Here is a 17,313-nt window from a genome sequence, read left to right as displayed (position 1 = left end):
ATATGATTTATGATATTGCAATTATTGGAGCAGGATGTGCGGGATTATCTCTTGCCTATCAAATTTCTAAAACTAATCAGAATAAAAAAATTATTATTCTAGATTCTAAATCTAAATTTCAAAATGATCGTACATGGTCTTTTTGGAAAACAAATGATCACGACTTTGAAGATTGTTTAGAAAAACAATGGTCTAATTTTGAAGTGAAAAATAAAGAGCAAATAAAAATATTTAATCAAACCAAATATCCCTATCAAACAATTAATAGTTTAAAATTTTATGAAAAAATTAAAAATAATTTAAATGAAAAATTTAATCTCAAATTAGGATTTCGAATTCAAGACATTCAAAAAACTTCAGAAATTTTTCAATTTAAAAATAGTAACGAAGTTATAGAAAGTAAATTAGTTTTTGATAGCCGTGTACCAGAAATTAAAATGGGAAATCTTTATCAACATTTTTATGGCCTTACTATTGAAACAAATCAAAATGCTTTTGATGAAAATAAATTAACTTTAATGGACTTTAAACAAAAAGAGCAGGGTGTTCATTTTTTTTACATTCTACCATTTAAAAGTAATCGAGCTTTAATTGAGACAACCTGGCTATCAAAATTAAATGAATTAAATAAAGAAAAGTATGTTGATGAACTTCATCAGTACATTAAAAATGATCTTGGCATCAATCAATTTAATATTATTCATGAAGAAATTGGTGCAATTCCAATGTTCAGAAGATCCTCAAAAAATGAAACGGGTTATGTTGATATCGGTATTAGAGGAAACATAAATCGTATGAGTACAGGGTATGCATTCCCATACATACAAGCACATTCTAAAATCATTGCCAATGCTTTAGATCAATTAAGTTTCAAAAGACCAATTTCAGCTAAATATGAATTTTTAGATCAATTGTTTGTTAAAGTATTAAAGAACCATACAGACCAAATGCCTGATATATTTTTTAAACTTTTTGATCAAAATAATCAGGAAAGCGTAATTAGATTTTTATCTAGTGAAGGAATCTGGTTAGATGATATGAAAATTGTATCTAAGATGCCAAAACTATTATTTTTAAAAAATTTATTTAATTAGTCATATGCCATTAAACAAAATTCAAAATATATTACTTATTATATTCTCTATATTTGGATCCCTTTCATACATATTATTTACCAATAACTTCATTCAAGATGATTTAACCCTACTATTTTTTTGTTTCTTTTTAATTCTCGTGCTTGGAGTATCGCATGGTGCACTGGATCATATTCGTGGCAAAAGAATTTTGGAGCCAAAATTTAATAAAGCATGGTCCATCTTATTTTTTCCAGGATATATTATTCTAGGTTTAATCGTAATTATTAGCTGGATTAGCTTTCCGCCAGTGACCTTATTATTGTTTTTAATAACTGCTGGTTATCATTTTGGAGAAGAGGATCTTAGTTTTTTCAAAGAGGACAATGGCGTTATCTTTAATATAGTAAGTTTTTTAAAAGGTTTTTTGATTATTACATTGTCCTTTCATTATAGTTTTGAAAACACATCATTATTTTTTGAATATTTAATGGTTCCACAAAATTATTATGATGCACTCATTCCTTTAAAATCTACTTTATTCTCAATTAATTTAATATGTTTGGTTGGTGGTTTAATTTATTTATTTAAAGATAGTATTAATCACCTTGCATTAACCTTACTTGAAGTTTTGTTAATCATTTTATCATTTATCTATTTACCTCTCATCCTAGCCTTTTCACTTTACTTTTGTTTTCTTCATTCTTCTAAACACATTATTGGACTTGCAAAAGAACTAGATAAACAGGATATAAAAAATGGATTAAAGCTATTTTCTATTAAAGCGGTCCCCTTAACATCTATTACAGCACTTGCTGCAGTATTATTTGCCTTTTTATTAAGTGAAAAAATCGATGAAAATATCATTAAAACGATTTTTATTGGTTTGGCTTCACTTACACTTCCTCATATATTATTAGAAATTTTAGATAAAAAATAATGAATGAAGATTTAGATATATTGCTTTGTGCTCCAAGAGGTTTTTGTGCTGGAGTTGACCGTGCCGTTGAAATTGTAGAAAAAAGTTTACAAAAATTTGGTGCACCAGTTTATGTAAGACATGAAATCGTTCACAATAAACATGTTGTTCAAAATTTACAAAATAAAGGGGTCATCTTTGTTGATGAGCTTGATGAAATTGAAGATAAAACAAGACCAGTAATTTTCTCGGCCCATGGAGTATCAAAAAAAGTTTATGAAGATGCTGAAATTAAAAATATTCAGTTTATTGACGCAACATGTCCATTAGTTTCAAAAGTACACCGAGAGGCAGAATTACTAAATAAACAAGGTTACCAAATTATTCTTATTGGTCACAAAAATCACCCTGAGGTGATTGGGACTATGGGTCAATTGCCAGCAGGGGAAGTTACATTAATAGAGAATATTGAAAATATAAAAAACATCAAACTAAACAAAGAAAAAATAGCTTATATTACTCAAACAACACTATCTATTGATGATACGAAAGATATTATTGATGCTCTAAAAATAGAATTTCCAAATATTAAAGAGCCTATTAAAAGTGATATTTGTTACGCAACAACAAATAGGCAAGCGGCGGTTAAAAATATTGCAGGAAAATGCGATGTCTTTTTTGTTGTAGGAAGTCAGCAATCTTCTAACTCACAAAGACTTGTTGAAGTGGCTAAAAAAAATGGAAGTAAAGAAAGCTACCTGGTTCATCAAGAATTTAAATTACCTATTGATCTAATAAAAAAATCAAAGTGTATTGGAGTTTCATCTGGAGCATCTGCGCCTGAAGTTTTAGTTGATCGACTAATAGATCAAATCAAAGAAATCAGAAATATTAAGGTTCAAGATATAGAAATTGTTAAAGAGAACGTTGAGTTTAAACTTCCAAGAGAACTTAGAGAAAATTAATTTTTTCTCTCAATAATAAAATTAATACAATTTAATAATTCATCAGTTTGAGAAAAAGAACTTAATTGATTTGTAATTTCAGATTTTAAATCAGCAATAAGTACTTTAGTTTTTTCCTCACCTAAATGAACAATTAAAGTATTTTTTCCTTTACTCTCATCTTGTTGAGTAGGTTTACCTAAAGTTTCAGATTTTCCATACTTATCTAAAAAATCATCTGCAATTTGAAATAATAAACCTATTTTAATTCCAAGATCTCTGAATGTTTTTGCTAATTCGTTTTTATGAGAAAGTAGTGGTGCAACTTCTGTACAAAAACCCATCAGTGCTCCGGTTTTTTTATTTTGCATATCGATAATAGTATCTTTATCAACTTCACTTTTTTTTAAACTTAAATCAAAAAATTGACCTCCTGCAATTCCAAGGTGTCCAGATGAAGAAGATAAAGCATGAATGATTTTGATTTTAATATCTTGATCAATTTCAAACTTTGGATCAGATATCATTTCAAATGCCAAGGTTAACAATGAGCTTCCAGCTAAAATTGCAGTGTACTCACCATACGCTTTATGCGTACTTTCTTTTCCTCTTCTAAAATCATCATTGTCCATCGAAGGTAAATCATCATGAATTAAAGAGTAACTGTGAACACACTCTACTGCTGCAGCAATTGGAATATATTTTTTTTCATCAATATCAAAAATTTTACACGCAGACTGAACAAGATAAGATCTAATCATCTTACCTCCAGAGAATAATCCGTATTCCATAGCTTCGTATAATTTATTATCTGCAGATTGGTTCTTGAAATAACTTTTAAGAAAAGCATTAACCTTATCTGCAGTAAGCTTTAGCTCTTGCTGAAAATTAGACATGAATTGTTATTTTTTTTTTCTTACAAATGGTTTTTCTGTAACATTGCCATTTTTATCAATTTCAATTTGATCAATTTTCATATTTGCTTCTTTTAATTTTTGATCGCAATGTTTTTTTAACTGAATGCCACGTTGATATTTTTCAATAGATTCTTCTAACTCAATTGATCCATTTTCTAAATCAGAAACAATTGTCTCCAGCTCAGCCATTGCCTTTTCAAAGGACATTTTTTCAATATCAGCGTATTTGTTTGCTTTATTCATTTATAGATTTTAACTTTGATGCATAATAAATATTTCAAAATGAAAAACTATTCAAATATCTTTAGCCCTACTGATAAAAATTTAAAAAAGTGCTCTAAGATATTAAAAAACCATGGCATCGCGGCATTACCAACTGAAACGGTCTATGGATTAGCTGGAAATGCGTATTCAAATCGTGCTGTTACAAAAATATACAGTTTAAAAAAAAGACCAAAGAAAAACCCATTAATTGTTCACTTTGATAGCCTTCAATCTATCCTTAAAGAAACCGAGCAAAATCCATATCTTCAAAAACTTTATCGCAAGTTTTCACCTGGACCCATTACCTACGTATTAAAGTTAAAAAAGAAATCTAAAATTTCAAAAAAACTTATTAATAAAAATGGCACCATTGCATGTAGGGTTCCTGCAAATACACATTTTAGAAAAATAATAAGACTTACTCATGCACCTCTAGCGGCACCCAGCGCTAATATCAGTAATCATGTATCCCCTACTTCATCAAAGGATGTTTTTGATGAATTTGGAAAAAAAATTAAATTCATATTAGATGGTAAACAATCAAAGGTTGGAATTGAATCTACTGTAGTTAATCTCGTTGGAAGACCTAAAGTATTGCGTCCTGGTAAAATAACAAAGCATGAAATTCAAAAGGTTGTAAAACATGTTACAAAAAATATATCCAAAGAAATTTTATCTCCTGGCCAGCTTAAAAAACATTACTCTCCTGGTATACCTATTTTTTTAAATCAACAAAAACCAAAACCTAATGGTGCTTTGCTTGTATTTGGCAAAACAAAATTAAAAGGGGGGAATATATTCTATCTTTCAAAATCTAAATCATTGGATGAGTGTGCAAAAAAACTTTATCTAAAGTTAAGACAAATTAAAAAATTAAAATATAAAACGATATCTGTTACAAAAATTCCAAATCAAGGTATTGGAATAGCAATAAATGACAGGTTAAAAAGAGCATCATCATGAAATCAATTGAAGTTAAAAACTTAAAAAAACAATTTAAAACAGCTGAAGCTGTAAAAGGAATTAATTTTTCAATTAACCAAAGTGAAACTTTAGCACTTCTTGGTCCAAATGGATGCGGGAAGACAACAACCATTGGAATGTTACTTGGATTAATTACTCCAACATCAGGAAACATATTTATTAATGGACAAGAATTAAATTACAAAGATCATCAGTTTTTAAATATCATGAATTTTGCATCTCCTTATGTCGAGCTTCCAAAAAAACTTACCGTTTTAGAAAATTTAAAAGTTTATGGGAGAATGTATTTGATAAAAAATTTTAAAGAAAAAATTGATCAACTTATAGAAGATTTAAACTTAAAAACTTTTTTAAATAAAAGAACAGGCGAACTTTCGTCTGGTCAAAAAAACAGAGTGTCCTTAGCAAAATCTTTAATCAATGATCCAAAGATCTTACTACTTGATGAACCAACAGCAAGTTTAGATCCTGATACTGGTGACTATGTAAGAAGCTATCTAGAAAAGTATAAAAAAGAAAATGATATTAGTATTCTCTTAGCTTCTCATAATATGGATGAGGTCACAAGATTAAGTGATGATGTTTTAATGATGAAAGAAGGCCAAATTATTGATCATGGTAAAGCAAAAGATTTAATTGATAAACACGGAAGAAAAAATTTAGAACAAGTATTTTTAAAATTGGTGAGGCAGAAAAATGAATATTAAAAGATCCTCATCATTAATGTTAAGGCATTTTTATTTAATCAGGTCATCTTTCCCAAGAATTTTTGATCTAATTTATTGGCCGACTGTACAAATTATTCTATGGGGCTTTGTCTCTAAATTTTTTACGATGCACAGTGATTACTTTAACAATGTTGCTGGTGTCATATTAAGTGCTGCAATTCTTTACGACTTCTTATTTAGATCAAGCATTAGCTATAATATGCTTTTCTTAGAGGAAATTTGGAGCAGAAATATTATTAATTTATTTGTCTCCCCTCTTAAAATTTCTGAGATTATCATGGCATTAACTTCATCTGCTTTAATTCGAACCATGATTGGATTGGTTCCTGCTGCTTTTATAGCTATTCCATTGTTTGGAATATCCATATTTGAACTTGGGTTTCCCTTGATACTCTTATTATTTAGTCTTTATTTGTTTGGTGTAACCCTTGGACTTTTAGTTACTGCAGGCCTAGTTAGATTTGGTCCATCATTTGAAAATGTGGCATGGGCAAGTTTGTTTTTTATAGCCCCACTTGGTTGCATTTATTACCCTGTAGAGATACTGCCCAGTTGGGTTCAGCCTATTGCACTTGGGTTACCAATTGCTCATATATTTGAAGAAACACGAAATATTCTTGTTAATCAAACGGTTAGTTTTACAAACATTTATTATGCAATCGGTTTAAATTTAATTTACCTTACCCTAGCTATTTCAATATTTTATAGATCATTTGTTAGCGCCAAAAGAAACGGAACGTTAGTTAATATTGGTGAATAATTACAAAAATATTGATAAATATTAGCTTATGCGCCTGTAGCTCAACTGGATAGAGCGCCAGATTTCGGCTCTGGAGGTTCAGGGTTCGACTCCTTGCAGGCGCGCCAAATAAAAAGTCCTATAAAAAATTACAAATATGCCAATATTTTTTTTCAAAACACAAGATATGCTAAATACAACTTTATAGTTGTATACGGTTCAACTGAACCTCTCATTTGTTATACCTATTAGTAGAGTAATTTGTAAATTGCAACGCTACTAATTGTATAAACTATAAGTTGTAAAAGTTAAGGAGAGAAAATGAAAAAAATATTAACGGTTTTAATAGGAGCTTGGTTCTTATTATTATCTAACACGGGTGAAAGTAACGCCGCCTGTAAAAATGTAAAAATTGCAAATATGAACTGGGCATCAGCTGGTCTGATGGCCAATATAGATAAGATTGTCCTTGAAAAAGGATTTGGTTGTAATGTTGAACTTATTCAAGCTGATACCGTTCCAGCATTTACATCAATGAATGAAAAAGGTTCGCCTGATATCGTTCCAGAACTTTGGGCCAACTCATTTATTACACCGCTGAATAAAGCGATTAAAGAAGGAAGACTTCACAGATTAAACAAAGGTCCAATTACGGGACTTGGTGAAGGATGGTGGGTCACTCCTGCATTTAGAAAAAAACATCCTGAAATTAAAACTGTGATGGATTTATTAAAAAGACCAGATTTATTTCCACACCCAGAAGATAAATCAAAAGGTGGATTTGTGACTTGTCCTGCAGGTTGGGCATGTCAGTTAAGTAATGCAAATCTTTTTAGAGCTTTTGAAATGGAGAAAAAAGGTTGGAAACTTATTGATCCGGGTTCTGCAGCTGGTTTAGATGGAACAATTGCAAAAGCAGCTGAGAGAGGACAAAATTGGGTTGGTTACTACTGGGCTCCAACTGCAATGATTGGAAAATATAATCTAGTCAAACTTGACTGGGGCATTCCATTTGCAGGAAAAGAAAACTGGGATGGATGTATTGCAAAACCTGAAAAAGATTGTGCAAATCCAAAGCCAACTGCATGGATTACACCAGCTGTAAATACAGTGGTTACTGATAAGTTTAGAAAAAATGCTGATAAAAATTTAATCACGTATTTTGAGAAAAGAACTTATCCAGGAAAAGTAATGAACGGTATGCTTGTTTACATGACAGAAAATCAAGCAGATGGTTCTGACGCTGCAATCGAGTTTTTTAAAAAACACGAGACTGTTTGGACCAAATGGCTTCCAACAGATGTGGCAAATAAAATTAAAAAATCATTATAATATTATCTCGCTCTAAAGATGGAATACCTTATAAACTTTCCCTCTTTAGGGCGAGAAACACTTCGAGATTTAAAAAAAGGAGTCGATAGTTCTTTTAAAGACTTTTCACGATCATATGGTGAAGGTATAGAAAATTTTTTTGATCCCTTATTACAATTTTTAGTTTTTTTTGAAAAATTATTAATTAATTCTCCATGGCTAATTATTATTGGTATCATTGCCTTTTTAACCTGGAAAGCATCGCAAAAATTAAGTTTAGTATTTGGGACAATACTAGCTTTTATTATAATTGGTCTTTTTGGAATGTGGGAAGATACTATGTCGACACTTGCAATTATTTCAGTTGCTACATTACTTTGTTTATTAATAGGAACTCCGTTTGGAATTTTAATGGCAAAATCAAATCGAGTTTCTTTAGTTATGTCACCAGTTCTTGATACAATGCAAACGATACCAACCTTTGTTTATTTAATTCCAATTATAATGTTACTTGGAATTGGAAAGGTTCCAGGCCTTATTGCAGTTTGTATTTATGCTATTCCACCGATTGTAAGATTAACAAATCTTGGAATTAGAGAAGTAAATGCAAAATTGATTGAAGCTGGTAAAGCTCTTGGCGTTTCTAAATTTGTAATTCTTTATAAAATAGAATTTCCATTGGCTCTTCCATCTATTATGACTGGAGTTAATCAAACAATTATGATGTCGTTATCAATGGTCGTGATTGCATCTATGATTGGTGTGAGCGGTCTTGGTGTCCCAATTCTAAGATCGATTTCAAACCAATATCTTGCACTTGGAGTTATGAATGGTCTAGCAATTGTTGCACTTGCAATCATATTTGACCGAATATCTCAGCACTATGCAAGACGTATGCAAAAACACAAAGATGTAATGAAGAAATAATTCAACTAATAATTGAAGAACCTATATCCCAAATTCATAACTGAGTAATTAAACAATTGTAATTTAACTTAGATTTTTCTATCTTAAGGCATCTTTAATTTAAATTAAAAGGGGAACAATGAAAAACATAATGAAAGCAATTGGTAGTTTATCAGTATTAGCTTTTGTTTTAACAGCTTGCGGCGACGGCGGTGGAGCTAAAAAAACAACTAGTACTTTAGACACTACTAAAAGTCAGGGCTTTGTAAAATGTGGAGTTTCACAAGGTCTTCCAGGATTTTCTAATGCTGATGCATCAGGAAACTGGACAGGTATCGACGTAGACGTTTGTAGAGCAGTAGCTGCTGCAGTTTTAGGTGATGCTAATAAAGTAAAGTATACACCTTTAAGTGCTAAAGAAAGATTCACTGCATTACAAGCTGGAGAAATCGACGTACTTTCAAGAAATACAACTTGGACATTAGAAAGAGATGCTTCAATCGGATTAACATTCGTTGGTGTAAACTTCTATGATGGTCAAGGTTTCATGGTAAGAAAAGCAACTGGAATAAAATCAGTTAATGATTTTAAAAACGGTGTAAAAGTATGTACAAACACTGGTACTACAACTGAACTTAACATGGCTGACTTCTTTAAATCTAAAGGTGTTCAATATGAGCCTGTAGTATTTGAAAAAGCGGACGAAGTTGTTCAAGCTTATGATGCTGGTAGATGTGACACTTATACAACTGATAAATCAGGATTAGCAGCTCAAAGAACTAAAATGTCTAAAGCTGACGATCACATTGTATTGCCAGAGACAATTTCTAAAGAACCTTTGGGCCCTGTTGTAAGACAAGGTGACTCTAAATGGGAAGATGTTGTAAGATGGTCATTAAATGTATGGATTGAAGCTGAAGAGTACGGCGTAAATTCAGGCAATATTGACTCTCTAAAGAGCAGTCCAAACCCAGCTATTCAAAGAATAGTAGGTGCTGAAGGTACTAAAAATGGTGAAGCCTTAGGTTTAGATAACCAGTGGAGCTATAGAATTATCAAGCAAATTGGTAACTATGGTGAAAGCTATAAAAAGCATATAGCTGATACTGGTATTTTACCTGACAGAGGTCCAAATAACTTATGGACTAAAGGCGGAATACTTTACGTACCACCAGTTAGATAAAACACTATTTAAAAAAGGGCTGGATTTTCCAGCCCTTTTTTTTAATCTACCTTAAATGTCTTTTATTCAAAATCATTTAGAAAAAATTGATCAGTACTTAAATGATCATCCAAGAGTAAAATTTTTATTACCACAAGCAATTCTTATTATATTCGTTTTATCAATCATTTCTTATTTTTCATTCAATGCAAGTTCAAATCTTTCAGCAAGAGGTATCAATACTGGATTTGGCTTTTTAAGTAACAAAGCATCATTTGATATTCAGTTTAGTTTAATCGAGTTTGACTCTAGTATGACTTATGGTCGTGCTTATTTAGTAGGTTTATTAAACACCATTCTAGTTTCTGTTATTGGAATTATATTTGCAACCATTCTTGGTTTTATATTTGGTATATTAAGACTTTCATCAAATCCTTTAGCATCAGGATTGGCGACTTCTTATATTGAGTTTTTTAGAAATATTTCTTTATTACTTCAAATCTTTTTTTGGTATTTCACGGTACTTCGTTTGTTACCTCAGGCAGAAAATTCCATTGTGTTTTTTGACTCTATCTATGCAAATATCAAAGGTATTTATTTTCCAGAGTTTATTTGGACAAATTTAAGTTTCTTAATTTATGGCTTAATTTTTACATTTATTTCTATTTATTTCTTTAATGTCTATGCCAAAAGATTAAGAGAAAATACTGGAAAACAATTACCTCAATTTCTAATTTCGCTTGGAATTTTAATTATTTTACCAACATTAGTAATATTTATTTTTGGCGTTGGTGTTGAGTTTTCTCATCCAAAACTTGAAGTTAAAATGGGAATTGCAAACTACATTGGAGGTTCATCAATTATACCAGAATTTTTGGCCCTAGCCTTTGCATTATCAATTTATACATCAACTTTCATTGCAGAAAACGTTAGAGCTGGAATTTTAGGAATTGATAAAGGGCAAAAAGAAGCTGCAGCATCAATTGGTTTAACGAATACTCAAATCTTAAGATTAGTGGTCATTCCTCAAGCATTAAGAATTATTATACCACCAACAACAAACCAGTATTTAAATCTGACTAAAAACTCATCTTTAGCAGCTGCTATTGCTTATCCAGATATTGTTTTAGTTTTTGCTGGAACAGCTTTAATGCAAACAGGTAGGGCAATTGAAATTGTAACCATCACGATGCTTACTTATTTAACGTTAAGTATAAGTATTTCTATCTTTATGAATTGGTACAACAAAAAGGTTTCTTTGACGGAAAGATAATATGAATAAAACTTTAAATTACATTAGAGAGAAGTTTTTTTCATCACCTATTGATGCATTTCTTACAATATCAATTAGTTATTTAATCTATCTAACTATTCCACCACTACTTGATTGGATGTTTATCAGCGCAACTTTTTCAGGTGAAAGTAAAAAAGAATGTGTTTCAGGTGGAGCATGCTGGGTATTTGTAAAAATTTGGTTTAATAGATTCTTATATGGAATGTATCCAAATGATGAAATTTGGAGAATCAATCTTCCATTTGGATTTTTGGTCGTATCAATTATTGTCTACAGATTTTTAAATGAAAAATACAAAAAATATCTATTTTTATTTTTAGTTATTCCATTTCCAATTTTATCCTTAATGCTTTTTTCTGGTGGCTTTCTTGGTTTAATGCCAGTTGATACAAGGGAATGGGGAGGATTATTTTTAACACTTGTTATATCAATATTTGCAATCATCTTCTGTTTCCCATTAGGTGTTCTTTTAGCAATGGGAAGAAGATCAAATCTTCCAGTAGTGAGATATTTTTCAATTGGCTTTATTGAATTTTGGAGAGGGGTTCCTCTAATTACAGTTTTATTTATGGCAGGCGTTATGTTCCCGCTTCTTTTACCAGCTGGAACTAATATGGATAAATTAGTTAGAGTTATTATTGCAATTACCTTGTTTGAAGCTGCTTATATGGCTGAGGTGGTTAGAGGTGGATTGCAAGCTGTAGGTCGCGGCCAATATGATGCATCAAAAGCAATTGGTATGGGATATTGGAAAAGTCATATTTTTATTATTCTTCCACAAGCTCTGAAATTAGTGATACCTGGAATTGCTAATACTTTCATTGCATTATTTAAAGATACACCTTTAGTTTTTGTGGTTGGACTACTTGAAATTTTAGGAATGGTAAATTTAGCAAAAACAAATCCTGCATGGCTTGGAATGGCAACAGAAGGTTATGTATTTGTAGCTTTAGTTTACTGGATTTTCTGTTTCGCTATGAGCAGATATAGTTTAAGTATAGAGAGGAAATTAAAAACAACTAACTAGGGACAATGGAAAGCATAATTCAATTAAAACAGGTTAATAAATGGTACGGCGATTTTCACGTCCTAAAAGACATTAACTTTGAGGTTAGCGAGAAAGAAAAAGTTGTTATTTGTGGCCCTTCTGGATCAGGAAAGTCTACATTAATTAGATGCATCAATAGATTAGAAGAACATCAAAAAGGTGAAATCATAGTAGATGGCATGACTCTTGATGAGAATACAAAAAATATCTCAGCAATTAGAAGTGAAGTTGGAATGGTGTTTCAACAGTTTAATTTATTTCCACACCTATCTATTTTAGAAAATTGTACACTTGCTCAAATTTGGGTGAAGAAAAAGACAAAAAAAGAATCTGAAGCTTTAGCTATGGATTATTTGAAAAAAGTTCAAATTGATGATCAGGCTGCAAAGTTCCCAGGACAGTTATCAGGTGGACAGCAACAAAGAGCTGCAATTGCAAGAGCACTTTGTATGGAGCCAAAGATTATGCTTTTTGATGAACCCACATCTGCATTAGACCCTGAAATGATTAAAGAGGTTTTAGATGTGATGGTTGATTTAGCAAAAGGCGGTATGACAATGTGTGTGGTAACACACGAGATGGGTTTTGCAAAAGAAGTTGCAGACCGTGTCGTATTTATGGATGAAGGAAATATTGTAGAAGCTAAAAAGACTAAAGATTTCTTTGATAACCCAGAGAATGAGAGAACAAAACTTTTCCTAAGTCAAATTCTATAAACTTTTTGTTTAGATAAGATATACTTTAACTCAGATGAATAACTATAATTTTGTAGTTGATGAGAACTTTGATCAAAAAAGAATTGATCAAGTTGTAGCAAAACAATATCCAAAAATTAGCAGATCAAAGGTAAGTAAAATTATAAAAACTGAGCTCCTTAAACTAAATGGTGAAATTTTAAAAGATCCATCTCATAAAGTTAAATCAGGAGACCAAATCGAATTTGAAAATTTGATAGAAGAGACCATTAATCTTATCCCAAAGAAAATGGACCTTAACATTATATTTGAAGATGAAGATATCATTATCATAGATAAGCCTATTGGAATGGTCGTTCATCCAGGTGCGGGTAATTATGAGGATACGATGGTTAATGGTTTGCTTTATCATTGTAAAAATAATCTTTCAGGTATAAATGGTGAAGATCGCCCTGGTATAGTTCACCGTATTGATAAAGATACCAGTGGACTATTAGTAGTTGCTAAAAATGATCAAGCTCATGCCTTTATTGCAAAACAATTTGAAAAACATTCAATTAAAAGAAGTTATTTAGTTTTTGTCTACGGAATTCTCAGACCTCTTCATGGAAAAATTGAAACCTTAATTGGTAGGAATAAAACTAACCGACAAAAAATGAGCGCAGATGTGATCAGAGGTAAAGATGCAATAACCAATTATGAAACACTAGAAGTTTTTAAAGGAAATAAAATTCCAGATATAAGTTTGGTAAAATGTATTCTTGAGACCGGACGAACTCATCAAATTCGAGTTCACATGTCTCATAAGGGTAATCCGATTTTGGGAGATCAAACCTATGGTAAAAAGATAAAAAAAATTAGAGGTATTGATCAAGAATTTGAAGAAATTTTAAAATCATTAAAAAGACAAGCACTACACGCTCATACACTTGGATTTGTTCATCCAACAACAAATGAAGAGGTATTCTTTGCCTCAGAATTGCCAGATGATTTAAATAAATTAAAAAATAGGCTGGAAACACTAAAAAATTGAGCCTTGAAGGTTTGAAATTAAAAATTACATATACAGCATGAGTAAAGAAATAAGTAAAACCAATCTACCTGTTTTATCTCCTGATGGGAGTTTTGACTCTTATTTACAAAAGATAAGAAAATTTCCAATGCTGGATGCAGCAGAGGAATATATCCTAGCTAAAAATTGGAGGGAAAAAGGTGATAAAGAATCTGCTCATAAACTGGTTACTTCTCACTTGAGATTAGTTGCAAAAATTGCAACGGGTTACAGAGGATATGGTCTTCCAATGAGTGAGTTAGTTTCTGAAGGTAATATCGGATTAATGACTGCTGTTAAAAAATTTGATCCTGAAAGAGGATTTAGATTAGCAACCTATGCAATGTGGTGGATTAAAGCGTCTATGCAGGAATATATTTTAAGATCTTGGAGCTTAGTTAAAATTGGTACAACCGCTGCACAAAAAAAGTTATTTTTTAATTTAAGAAAAATGAAAAACCAAATTATGAGATCAGACCAAACTGATCTTTTACCAGAACAAGTTACAGAAATTGCAAACCGACTTGATGTGACTGAAGATGAAGTGAATTCAATGGATCAGCGAATGAAAGGTCCTGAAGCATCACTAAATGCTACTATTTCTGGTGAAGAAGGTGAATCAGAATGGCAGGATTGGGTCGTGGATGAAAATGCTGACCAAGAGTTACAAATTGCGCACCGTCAAGAAACTAATAAGAGAAAAGCGTTACTAGATAAAGCAATGTCTATTTTAAATGAAAGAGAAAAAGAAATTTTATTTGATCGAAGATTAAATGAAGAGCCAAAGACATTAGAAGAATTGAGCCAAAAATATAATATTAGTCGTGAAAGAATTCGACAAATCGAAAATAGAGCATTTGAAAAACTACAAAAAGAAATGCTTGAACAAGCTAAAGACCAAAAACTAATTTCTGTAAACTAACTATAGTTTTTGTTTAGCAAGCTCTTTTGTTGCTCCATTAAAACCATTAAGATTGATCTCAATTGCAAGTGGTTTGCCAGCAAAACCTGCAACACCAATTGCTGCTTTTTTTGATTTCTTAAAACCATCATTAATTCTTTTATATATCTCTAATGCTATTTTATCTTTTGTATTATTACTTAATATCACCATACAGCCCACAACTTCACATTTGGTCCAAGTTAAATTAATTTGTGAATTGTTATCAAACTTAATTGCTAACTTTTGACTAAGATTAACACCAAGTGGTGCGATAATACTAATAATATCCTTAACTTCATTTTCTTTATTTTTAAATTTAAAGTAATTGATACTAAATCTTAGATTTGAATTTTGTATTTGCAAAGACTGCGAAACCTCACATCTCTTTTTTCCATGATCCTCAATACATTGATAGGTCCAACTATTATATTGCTGAGATGAAACTTTTGGTGGTGGGTCTCCAGCTTTGTGACCTGCAAATGATAATCCGGTTAATAAAAAAAATATGATTAAGATTTTATTTAACATTAAAACTGACCTACTAAACTTATTAAACTTCTACTATCCCAAGTCAATCCATCAACATCATTACCATTTGTATCTTTGCCAGGGTTATTCCCAAGTTTTTCAGCATAAGTTGCTGTTAAACTAAAATTTTTAAATACTGGCATTGAAAAAGATAAACCGACTCCATAAAGATCATATTGATTTTTTAATTTTGTATTCGTTGCATTCCAATTAGCCCACAATTGTTTATGTAACTGTATTTTTCCATAATCACCAAATAAAGTTAATTTTTTATTTCCTTTAAATATTTTGTTTGCTTCTAAACTTGTCACAAAACCTTGATCACCCGCTGCTTCATTTCCTGGATATGCTCTAACCGCGGAAGGTCCTCCTAAACTGATTTGTTCAGCACCATCCAAATTCATATCAGTATACTGACCATTAAATTTTAAATTTAAATTCACTGTATTTGTTACTCTTTGAAACCGATTAAAATTTAAAGCAGCCTTCCAATAATCGCCATCTGTTTTTGCAGTCAGCTGATCAGTATCATAATTGGTCATATTATCAGTTAAATCAAGATGACCTCCTGTAACTGAAAATGTGAAAGAATTTGCACCACCAGAGAAAATTTTATCTTGAATATTAAAGGTAGAACTTAAAACAGCTTTTGAGATATCTTTATTACTATTGCTACCAGTGTTTAAATCATTGACGTAATCATTTCTTGCAAAAGTTAATGAAGAACTTAAACTTTTATCTGGTTTAGTCATGAGTTCCTTGTTCAAAGCTAGACTATACTCTGTTGAATAACCAGTTGGATCGGTAGAAGCAAATGGTGCTCCTAAATCATATTCCATTTTTGAAATTCTAAAAGTACTTTGAAGACCATCATATCCAATTGGTAATGTTACTGATCCAGCATAATAATGAGAACCTTCAGTAATCACATCAGTAACAGAAAATCTTTCTCCATAATTAAGTACACTGTCAAAATTTAAGATATTTGTAATTCTTTCATAACCAGATGATCTTGATCCATTATTATCAACTAAACTTGTTGTATTTACAGTTTTAGTGTTTGAGGCAGAAATCACGACATCAGTTTCCCCTGGCAAACTCCCTTCAACAAGCTGAGCAATTGCATTAATACCAGGAGTATTATTTAAATTTCTAATATTTTTATCAAGCTGAGTAATATTTAAAACGTCACTTGGATCAATTTTATTATAAATAAATTTAGAAATTCTATTTCTTGAAATATTTAAAACTTTTTTTGCGTCAGCTTTAATTTCAACTTTTCCAATTCTTCCTTCAGAAATATAAATTAAAATATCACCATCGCTTACATTTTGTTCAGGTAAAAAAGCTGTAGCCAAGTATCCTTTAGACCTGTAGTAAAAAGACATTTCATTTATAATATTCCTTAAATCAGCATAACCTAATTCTTTATTGACTTTATCTTTTACCATCGCCTCAAAAATTTCAGTTGGGTATTTTTTATTTCCTCTAATAATAAAACTTTTAACAAAAACTTTTGTTACATCTTCTTCTTTTACCTGATCAACTTTCTTTTTATCTTTATCTATGATTGAATCGGAAGGCATTTCATTTTTCTTTAAATCTTTTTTAACTTTTGGGATTTCACGATTAACATCATCAACAGTTGGAATTTTTGGATCAGCTGCAAATAGCTTTGTAGAACACAGAGTTAAAATAAGAATACTAATTAGCTTTTGTCTGTTCATTTATTTTTTTTTCTTCTTCATCATCCTCACTAACACCAGAATTTTCATTTTTATTATCGTTTTGGTTTTGAGAATTTTCT

General features: G+C 30.9%; 18 protein-coding genes and 1 tRNA gene. 15 read left to right on the top strand and 4 right to left on the bottom strand.

Features of this window, described 5'->3' with window-relative positions:
- Positions 1–2 precede the first annotated feature (2 nt).
- Genes ACTTAQ_RS04085 through ispH form a run of 3 tightly spaced genes read left to right on the top strand, consistent with a single transcriptional unit; the run spans position 3 to position 2,957 of the window.
- On the top strand, positions 3–1,094 hold the full coding sequence (locus ACTTAQ_RS04085; RefSeq protein ID WP_440695779.1) for a lycopene cyclase family protein: 1,092 nt from the start codon (positions 3–5) through the stop codon (positions 1,092–1,094).
- A gap of 4 nt (positions 1,095–1,098) precedes the next feature.
- Positions 1,099–2,013, top strand: a complete 915-nt coding sequence (locus tag ACTTAQ_RS04080; protein WP_440695777.1) for a Brp/Blh family beta-carotene 15,15'-dioxygenase — start codon at positions 1,099–1,101, stop codon at positions 2,011–2,013.
- Entirely contained in the window at positions 2,013–2,957 is a 945-nt protein-coding gene (gene ispH / locus ACTTAQ_RS04075; RefSeq protein ID WP_440695775.1) for a 4-hydroxy-3-methylbut-2-enyl diphosphate reductase, read from the top strand. Before ACTTAQ_RS04080 ends, ispH begins: the two co-directional genes overlap by 1 nt.
- On the opposite strand, the gene ACTTAQ_RS04070 is transcribed toward ispH, so the two are convergent.
- A complete protein-coding gene (locus tag ACTTAQ_RS04070) occupies positions 2,954–3,832 on the bottom strand; it encodes a polyprenyl synthetase family protein (protein ID WP_440695773.1) in 879 nt (292 codons plus the stop codon). The two genes, ispH and ACTTAQ_RS04070, sit on opposite strands and share 4 nt — an antisense overlap.
- 6 nt (positions 3,833–3,838) lie before the next feature.
- Entirely contained in the window at positions 3,839–4,096 is a 258-nt protein-coding gene (locus tag ACTTAQ_RS04065) for an exodeoxyribonuclease VII small subunit (protein WP_009360478.1), read from the bottom strand.
- 39 nt (positions 4,097–4,135) lie between these two features.
- On the opposite strand from ACTTAQ_RS04065, the gene ACTTAQ_RS04060 reads away from it, so the two are divergent.
- From ACTTAQ_RS04060 to rpoH, 12 genes are all read left to right on the top strand, one after another.
- Complete coding sequence (locus ACTTAQ_RS04060) at positions 4,136–5,080, top strand: L-threonylcarbamoyladenylate synthase (protein WP_440695772.1); 945 nt, start codon at positions 4,136–4,138, stop codon at positions 5,078–5,080.
- Complete coding sequence (locus ACTTAQ_RS04055; protein ID WP_440695770.1) at positions 5,077–5,808, top strand: ABC transporter ATP-binding protein; 732 nt, start codon at positions 5,077–5,079, stop codon at positions 5,806–5,808. Before ACTTAQ_RS04060 ends, ACTTAQ_RS04055 begins: the two co-directional genes overlap by 4 nt.
- Positions 5,798–6,589 carry an ABC transporter permease gene (locus ACTTAQ_RS04050; protein WP_440695768.1) on the top strand — a complete coding sequence of 264 codons (792 nt, stop codon included), beginning with the start codon at positions 5,798–5,800 and terminating at the stop codon, positions 6,587–6,589. The genes ACTTAQ_RS04055 and ACTTAQ_RS04050 overlap by 11 nt, the downstream gene beginning before the upstream one ends.
- Positions 6,590–6,619: 30 nt before the next feature.
- A tRNA-Arg gene (locus tag ACTTAQ_RS04045) sits at positions 6,620–6,696 on the top strand.
- 193 nt (positions 6,697–6,889) lie between these two features.
- Positions 6,890–7,900, top strand: a complete 1,011-nt coding sequence (locus ACTTAQ_RS04040) for a glycine betaine ABC transporter substrate-binding protein (RefSeq protein WP_009360482.1) — start codon at positions 6,890–6,892, stop codon at positions 7,898–7,900.
- 18 nt (positions 7,901–7,918) lie between these two features.
- A complete protein-coding gene (locus ACTTAQ_RS04035) occupies positions 7,919–8,806 on the top strand; it encodes an ABC transporter permease (protein ID WP_440695765.1) in 888 nt (295 codons plus the stop codon).
- A gap of 118 nt (positions 8,807–8,924) precedes the next feature.
- Entirely contained in the window at positions 8,925–9,968 is a 1,044-nt protein-coding gene (locus ACTTAQ_RS04030) for an amino acid ABC transporter substrate-binding protein (protein WP_440695763.1), read from the top strand.
- Between the two features lie 55 nt (positions 9,969–10,023).
- Positions 10,024–11,220: an amino acid ABC transporter permease gene (locus tag ACTTAQ_RS04025; protein WP_440695761.1), complete on the top strand. Its 1,197-nt coding sequence runs from the start codon at positions 10,024–10,026 to the stop codon at positions 11,218–11,220.
- 1 nt (position 11,221) lies between these two features.
- Positions 11,222–12,268: an amino acid ABC transporter permease gene (locus tag ACTTAQ_RS04020; protein ID WP_440695759.1), complete on the top strand. Its 1,047-nt coding sequence runs from the start codon at positions 11,222–11,224 to the stop codon at positions 12,266–12,268.
- A 5-nt stretch (positions 12,269–12,273) separates the two neighbouring features.
- Entirely contained in the window at positions 12,274–13,005 is a 732-nt protein-coding gene (locus tag ACTTAQ_RS04015) for an amino acid ABC transporter ATP-binding protein (protein ID WP_440695757.1), read from the top strand.
- Positions 13,006–13,039: 34 nt separating this feature from the next.
- Positions 13,040–14,017, top strand: a complete 978-nt coding sequence (locus ACTTAQ_RS04010) for an RluA family pseudouridine synthase (protein WP_440695755.1) — start codon at positions 13,040–13,042, stop codon at positions 14,015–14,017.
- A 37-nt stretch (positions 14,018–14,054) separates the two neighbouring features.
- The gene (gene rpoH, locus ACTTAQ_RS04005; RefSeq protein ID WP_009360489.1) at positions 14,055–14,957 is read left to right on the top strand and encodes an RNA polymerase sigma factor RpoH; all 903 of its coding nucleotides are present in this window, start codon (positions 14,055–14,057) and stop codon (positions 14,955–14,957) included.
- Here rpoH and ACTTAQ_RS04000 read toward each other — a convergent pair whose 3' ends face one another.
- Together ACTTAQ_RS04000 and ACTTAQ_RS03995 are read right to left on the bottom strand one after the other, a co-directional pair.
- Positions 14,958–15,506 (bottom strand): invasion associated locus B family protein, encoded by a 549-nt coding sequence (locus ACTTAQ_RS04000; RefSeq protein WP_440695753.1) that lies wholly within the window; start codon positions 15,504–15,506, stop codon positions 14,958–14,960. It lies immediately after the preceding gene.
- A complete protein-coding gene (locus ACTTAQ_RS03995) occupies positions 15,506–17,233 on the bottom strand; it encodes a ShlB/FhaC/HecB family hemolysin secretion/activation protein (RefSeq protein ID WP_440695751.1) in 1,728 nt (575 codons plus the stop codon). Before ACTTAQ_RS03995 ends, ACTTAQ_RS04000 begins: the two co-directional genes overlap by 1 nt.
- Between the last annotated feature and the right edge of the window lie 80 nt (positions 17,234–17,313).

It is taken from the genome of Candidatus Pelagibacter sp. HIMB109 (assembly GCF_052048155.1).
In the GTDB taxonomy this organism is placed as follows: domain Bacteria; phylum Pseudomonadota; class Alphaproteobacteria; order Pelagibacterales; family Pelagibacteraceae; genus HIMB114.
The sequence above is the reverse complement of the archived record's forward strand: the minus strand, read 5'-3'. Positions and strand labels throughout refer to the sequence as shown.

Excerpts from the sequence above, each read along its gene's own strand:
- ACTTAQ_RS04040 (WP_009360482.1), top strand. The coding sequence starts at position 6,890 with ATGAAAAAAATATTAACGGTTTTAATAGGAGCTTGGTTCTTATTATTA.
- ACTTAQ_RS04030 (WP_440695763.1), top strand. The coding sequence starts at position 8,925 with ATGAAAAACATAATGAAAGCAATTGGTAGTTTATCAGTATTAGCTTTT.
- ACTTAQ_RS04065 (WP_009360478.1), bottom strand. The coding sequence starts at position 4,096 with ATGAATAAAGCAAACAAATACGCTGATATTGAAAAAATGTCCTTTGAA.
- ACTTAQ_RS04015 (WP_440695757.1), top strand. The coding sequence starts at position 12,274 with ATGGAAAGCATAATTCAATTAAAACAGGTTAATAAATGGTACGGCGAT.
- ACTTAQ_RS04050 (WP_440695768.1), top strand. The coding sequence starts at position 5,798 with ATGAATATTAAAAGATCCTCATCATTAATGTTAAGGCATTTTTATTTA.
- ACTTAQ_RS04085 (WP_440695779.1), top strand. The coding sequence starts at position 3 with ATGATTTATGATATTGCAATTATTGGAGCAGGATGTGCGGGATTATCT.
- ACTTAQ_RS03995 (WP_440695751.1), bottom strand. The coding sequence starts at position 17,233 with ATGAACAGACAAAAGCTAATTAGTATTCTTATTTTAACTCTGTGTTCT.
- rpoH (WP_009360489.1), top strand. The coding sequence starts at position 14,055 with ATGAGTAAAGAAATAAGTAAAACCAATCTACCTGTTTTATCTCCTGAT.
- ACTTAQ_RS04010 (WP_440695755.1), top strand. The coding sequence starts at position 13,040 with ATGAATAACTATAATTTTGTAGTTGATGAGAACTTTGATCAAAAAAGA.
- ACTTAQ_RS04080 (WP_440695777.1), top strand. The coding sequence starts at position 1,099 with ATGCCATTAAACAAAATTCAAAATATATTACTTATTATATTCTCTATA.
- ACTTAQ_RS04000 (WP_440695753.1), bottom strand. The coding sequence starts at position 15,506 with ATGTTAAATAAAATCTTAATCATATTTTTTTTATTAACCGGATTATCA.
- ACTTAQ_RS04035 (WP_440695765.1), top strand. The coding sequence starts at position 7,919 with ATGGAATACCTTATAAACTTTCCCTCTTTAGGGCGAGAAACACTTCGA.
- ACTTAQ_RS04060 (WP_440695772.1), top strand. The coding sequence starts at position 4,136 with ATGAAAAACTATTCAAATATCTTTAGCCCTACTGATAAAAATTTAAAA.
- ACTTAQ_RS04025 (WP_440695761.1), top strand. The coding sequence starts at position 10,024 with ATGTCTTTTATTCAAAATCATTTAGAAAAAATTGATCAGTACTTAAAT.
- ACTTAQ_RS04070 (WP_440695773.1), bottom strand. The coding sequence starts at position 3,832 with ATGTCTAATTTTCAGCAAGAGCTAAAGCTTACTGCAGATAAGGTTAAT.
- ACTTAQ_RS04020 (WP_440695759.1), top strand. The coding sequence starts at position 11,222 with ATGAATAAAACTTTAAATTACATTAGAGAGAAGTTTTTTTCATCACCT.
- ispH (WP_440695775.1), top strand. The coding sequence starts at position 2,013 with ATGAATGAAGATTTAGATATATTGCTTTGTGCTCCAAGAGGTTTTTGT.
- ACTTAQ_RS04055 (WP_440695770.1), top strand. The coding sequence starts at position 5,077 with ATGAAATCAATTGAAGTTAAAAACTTAAAAAAACAATTTAAAACAGCT.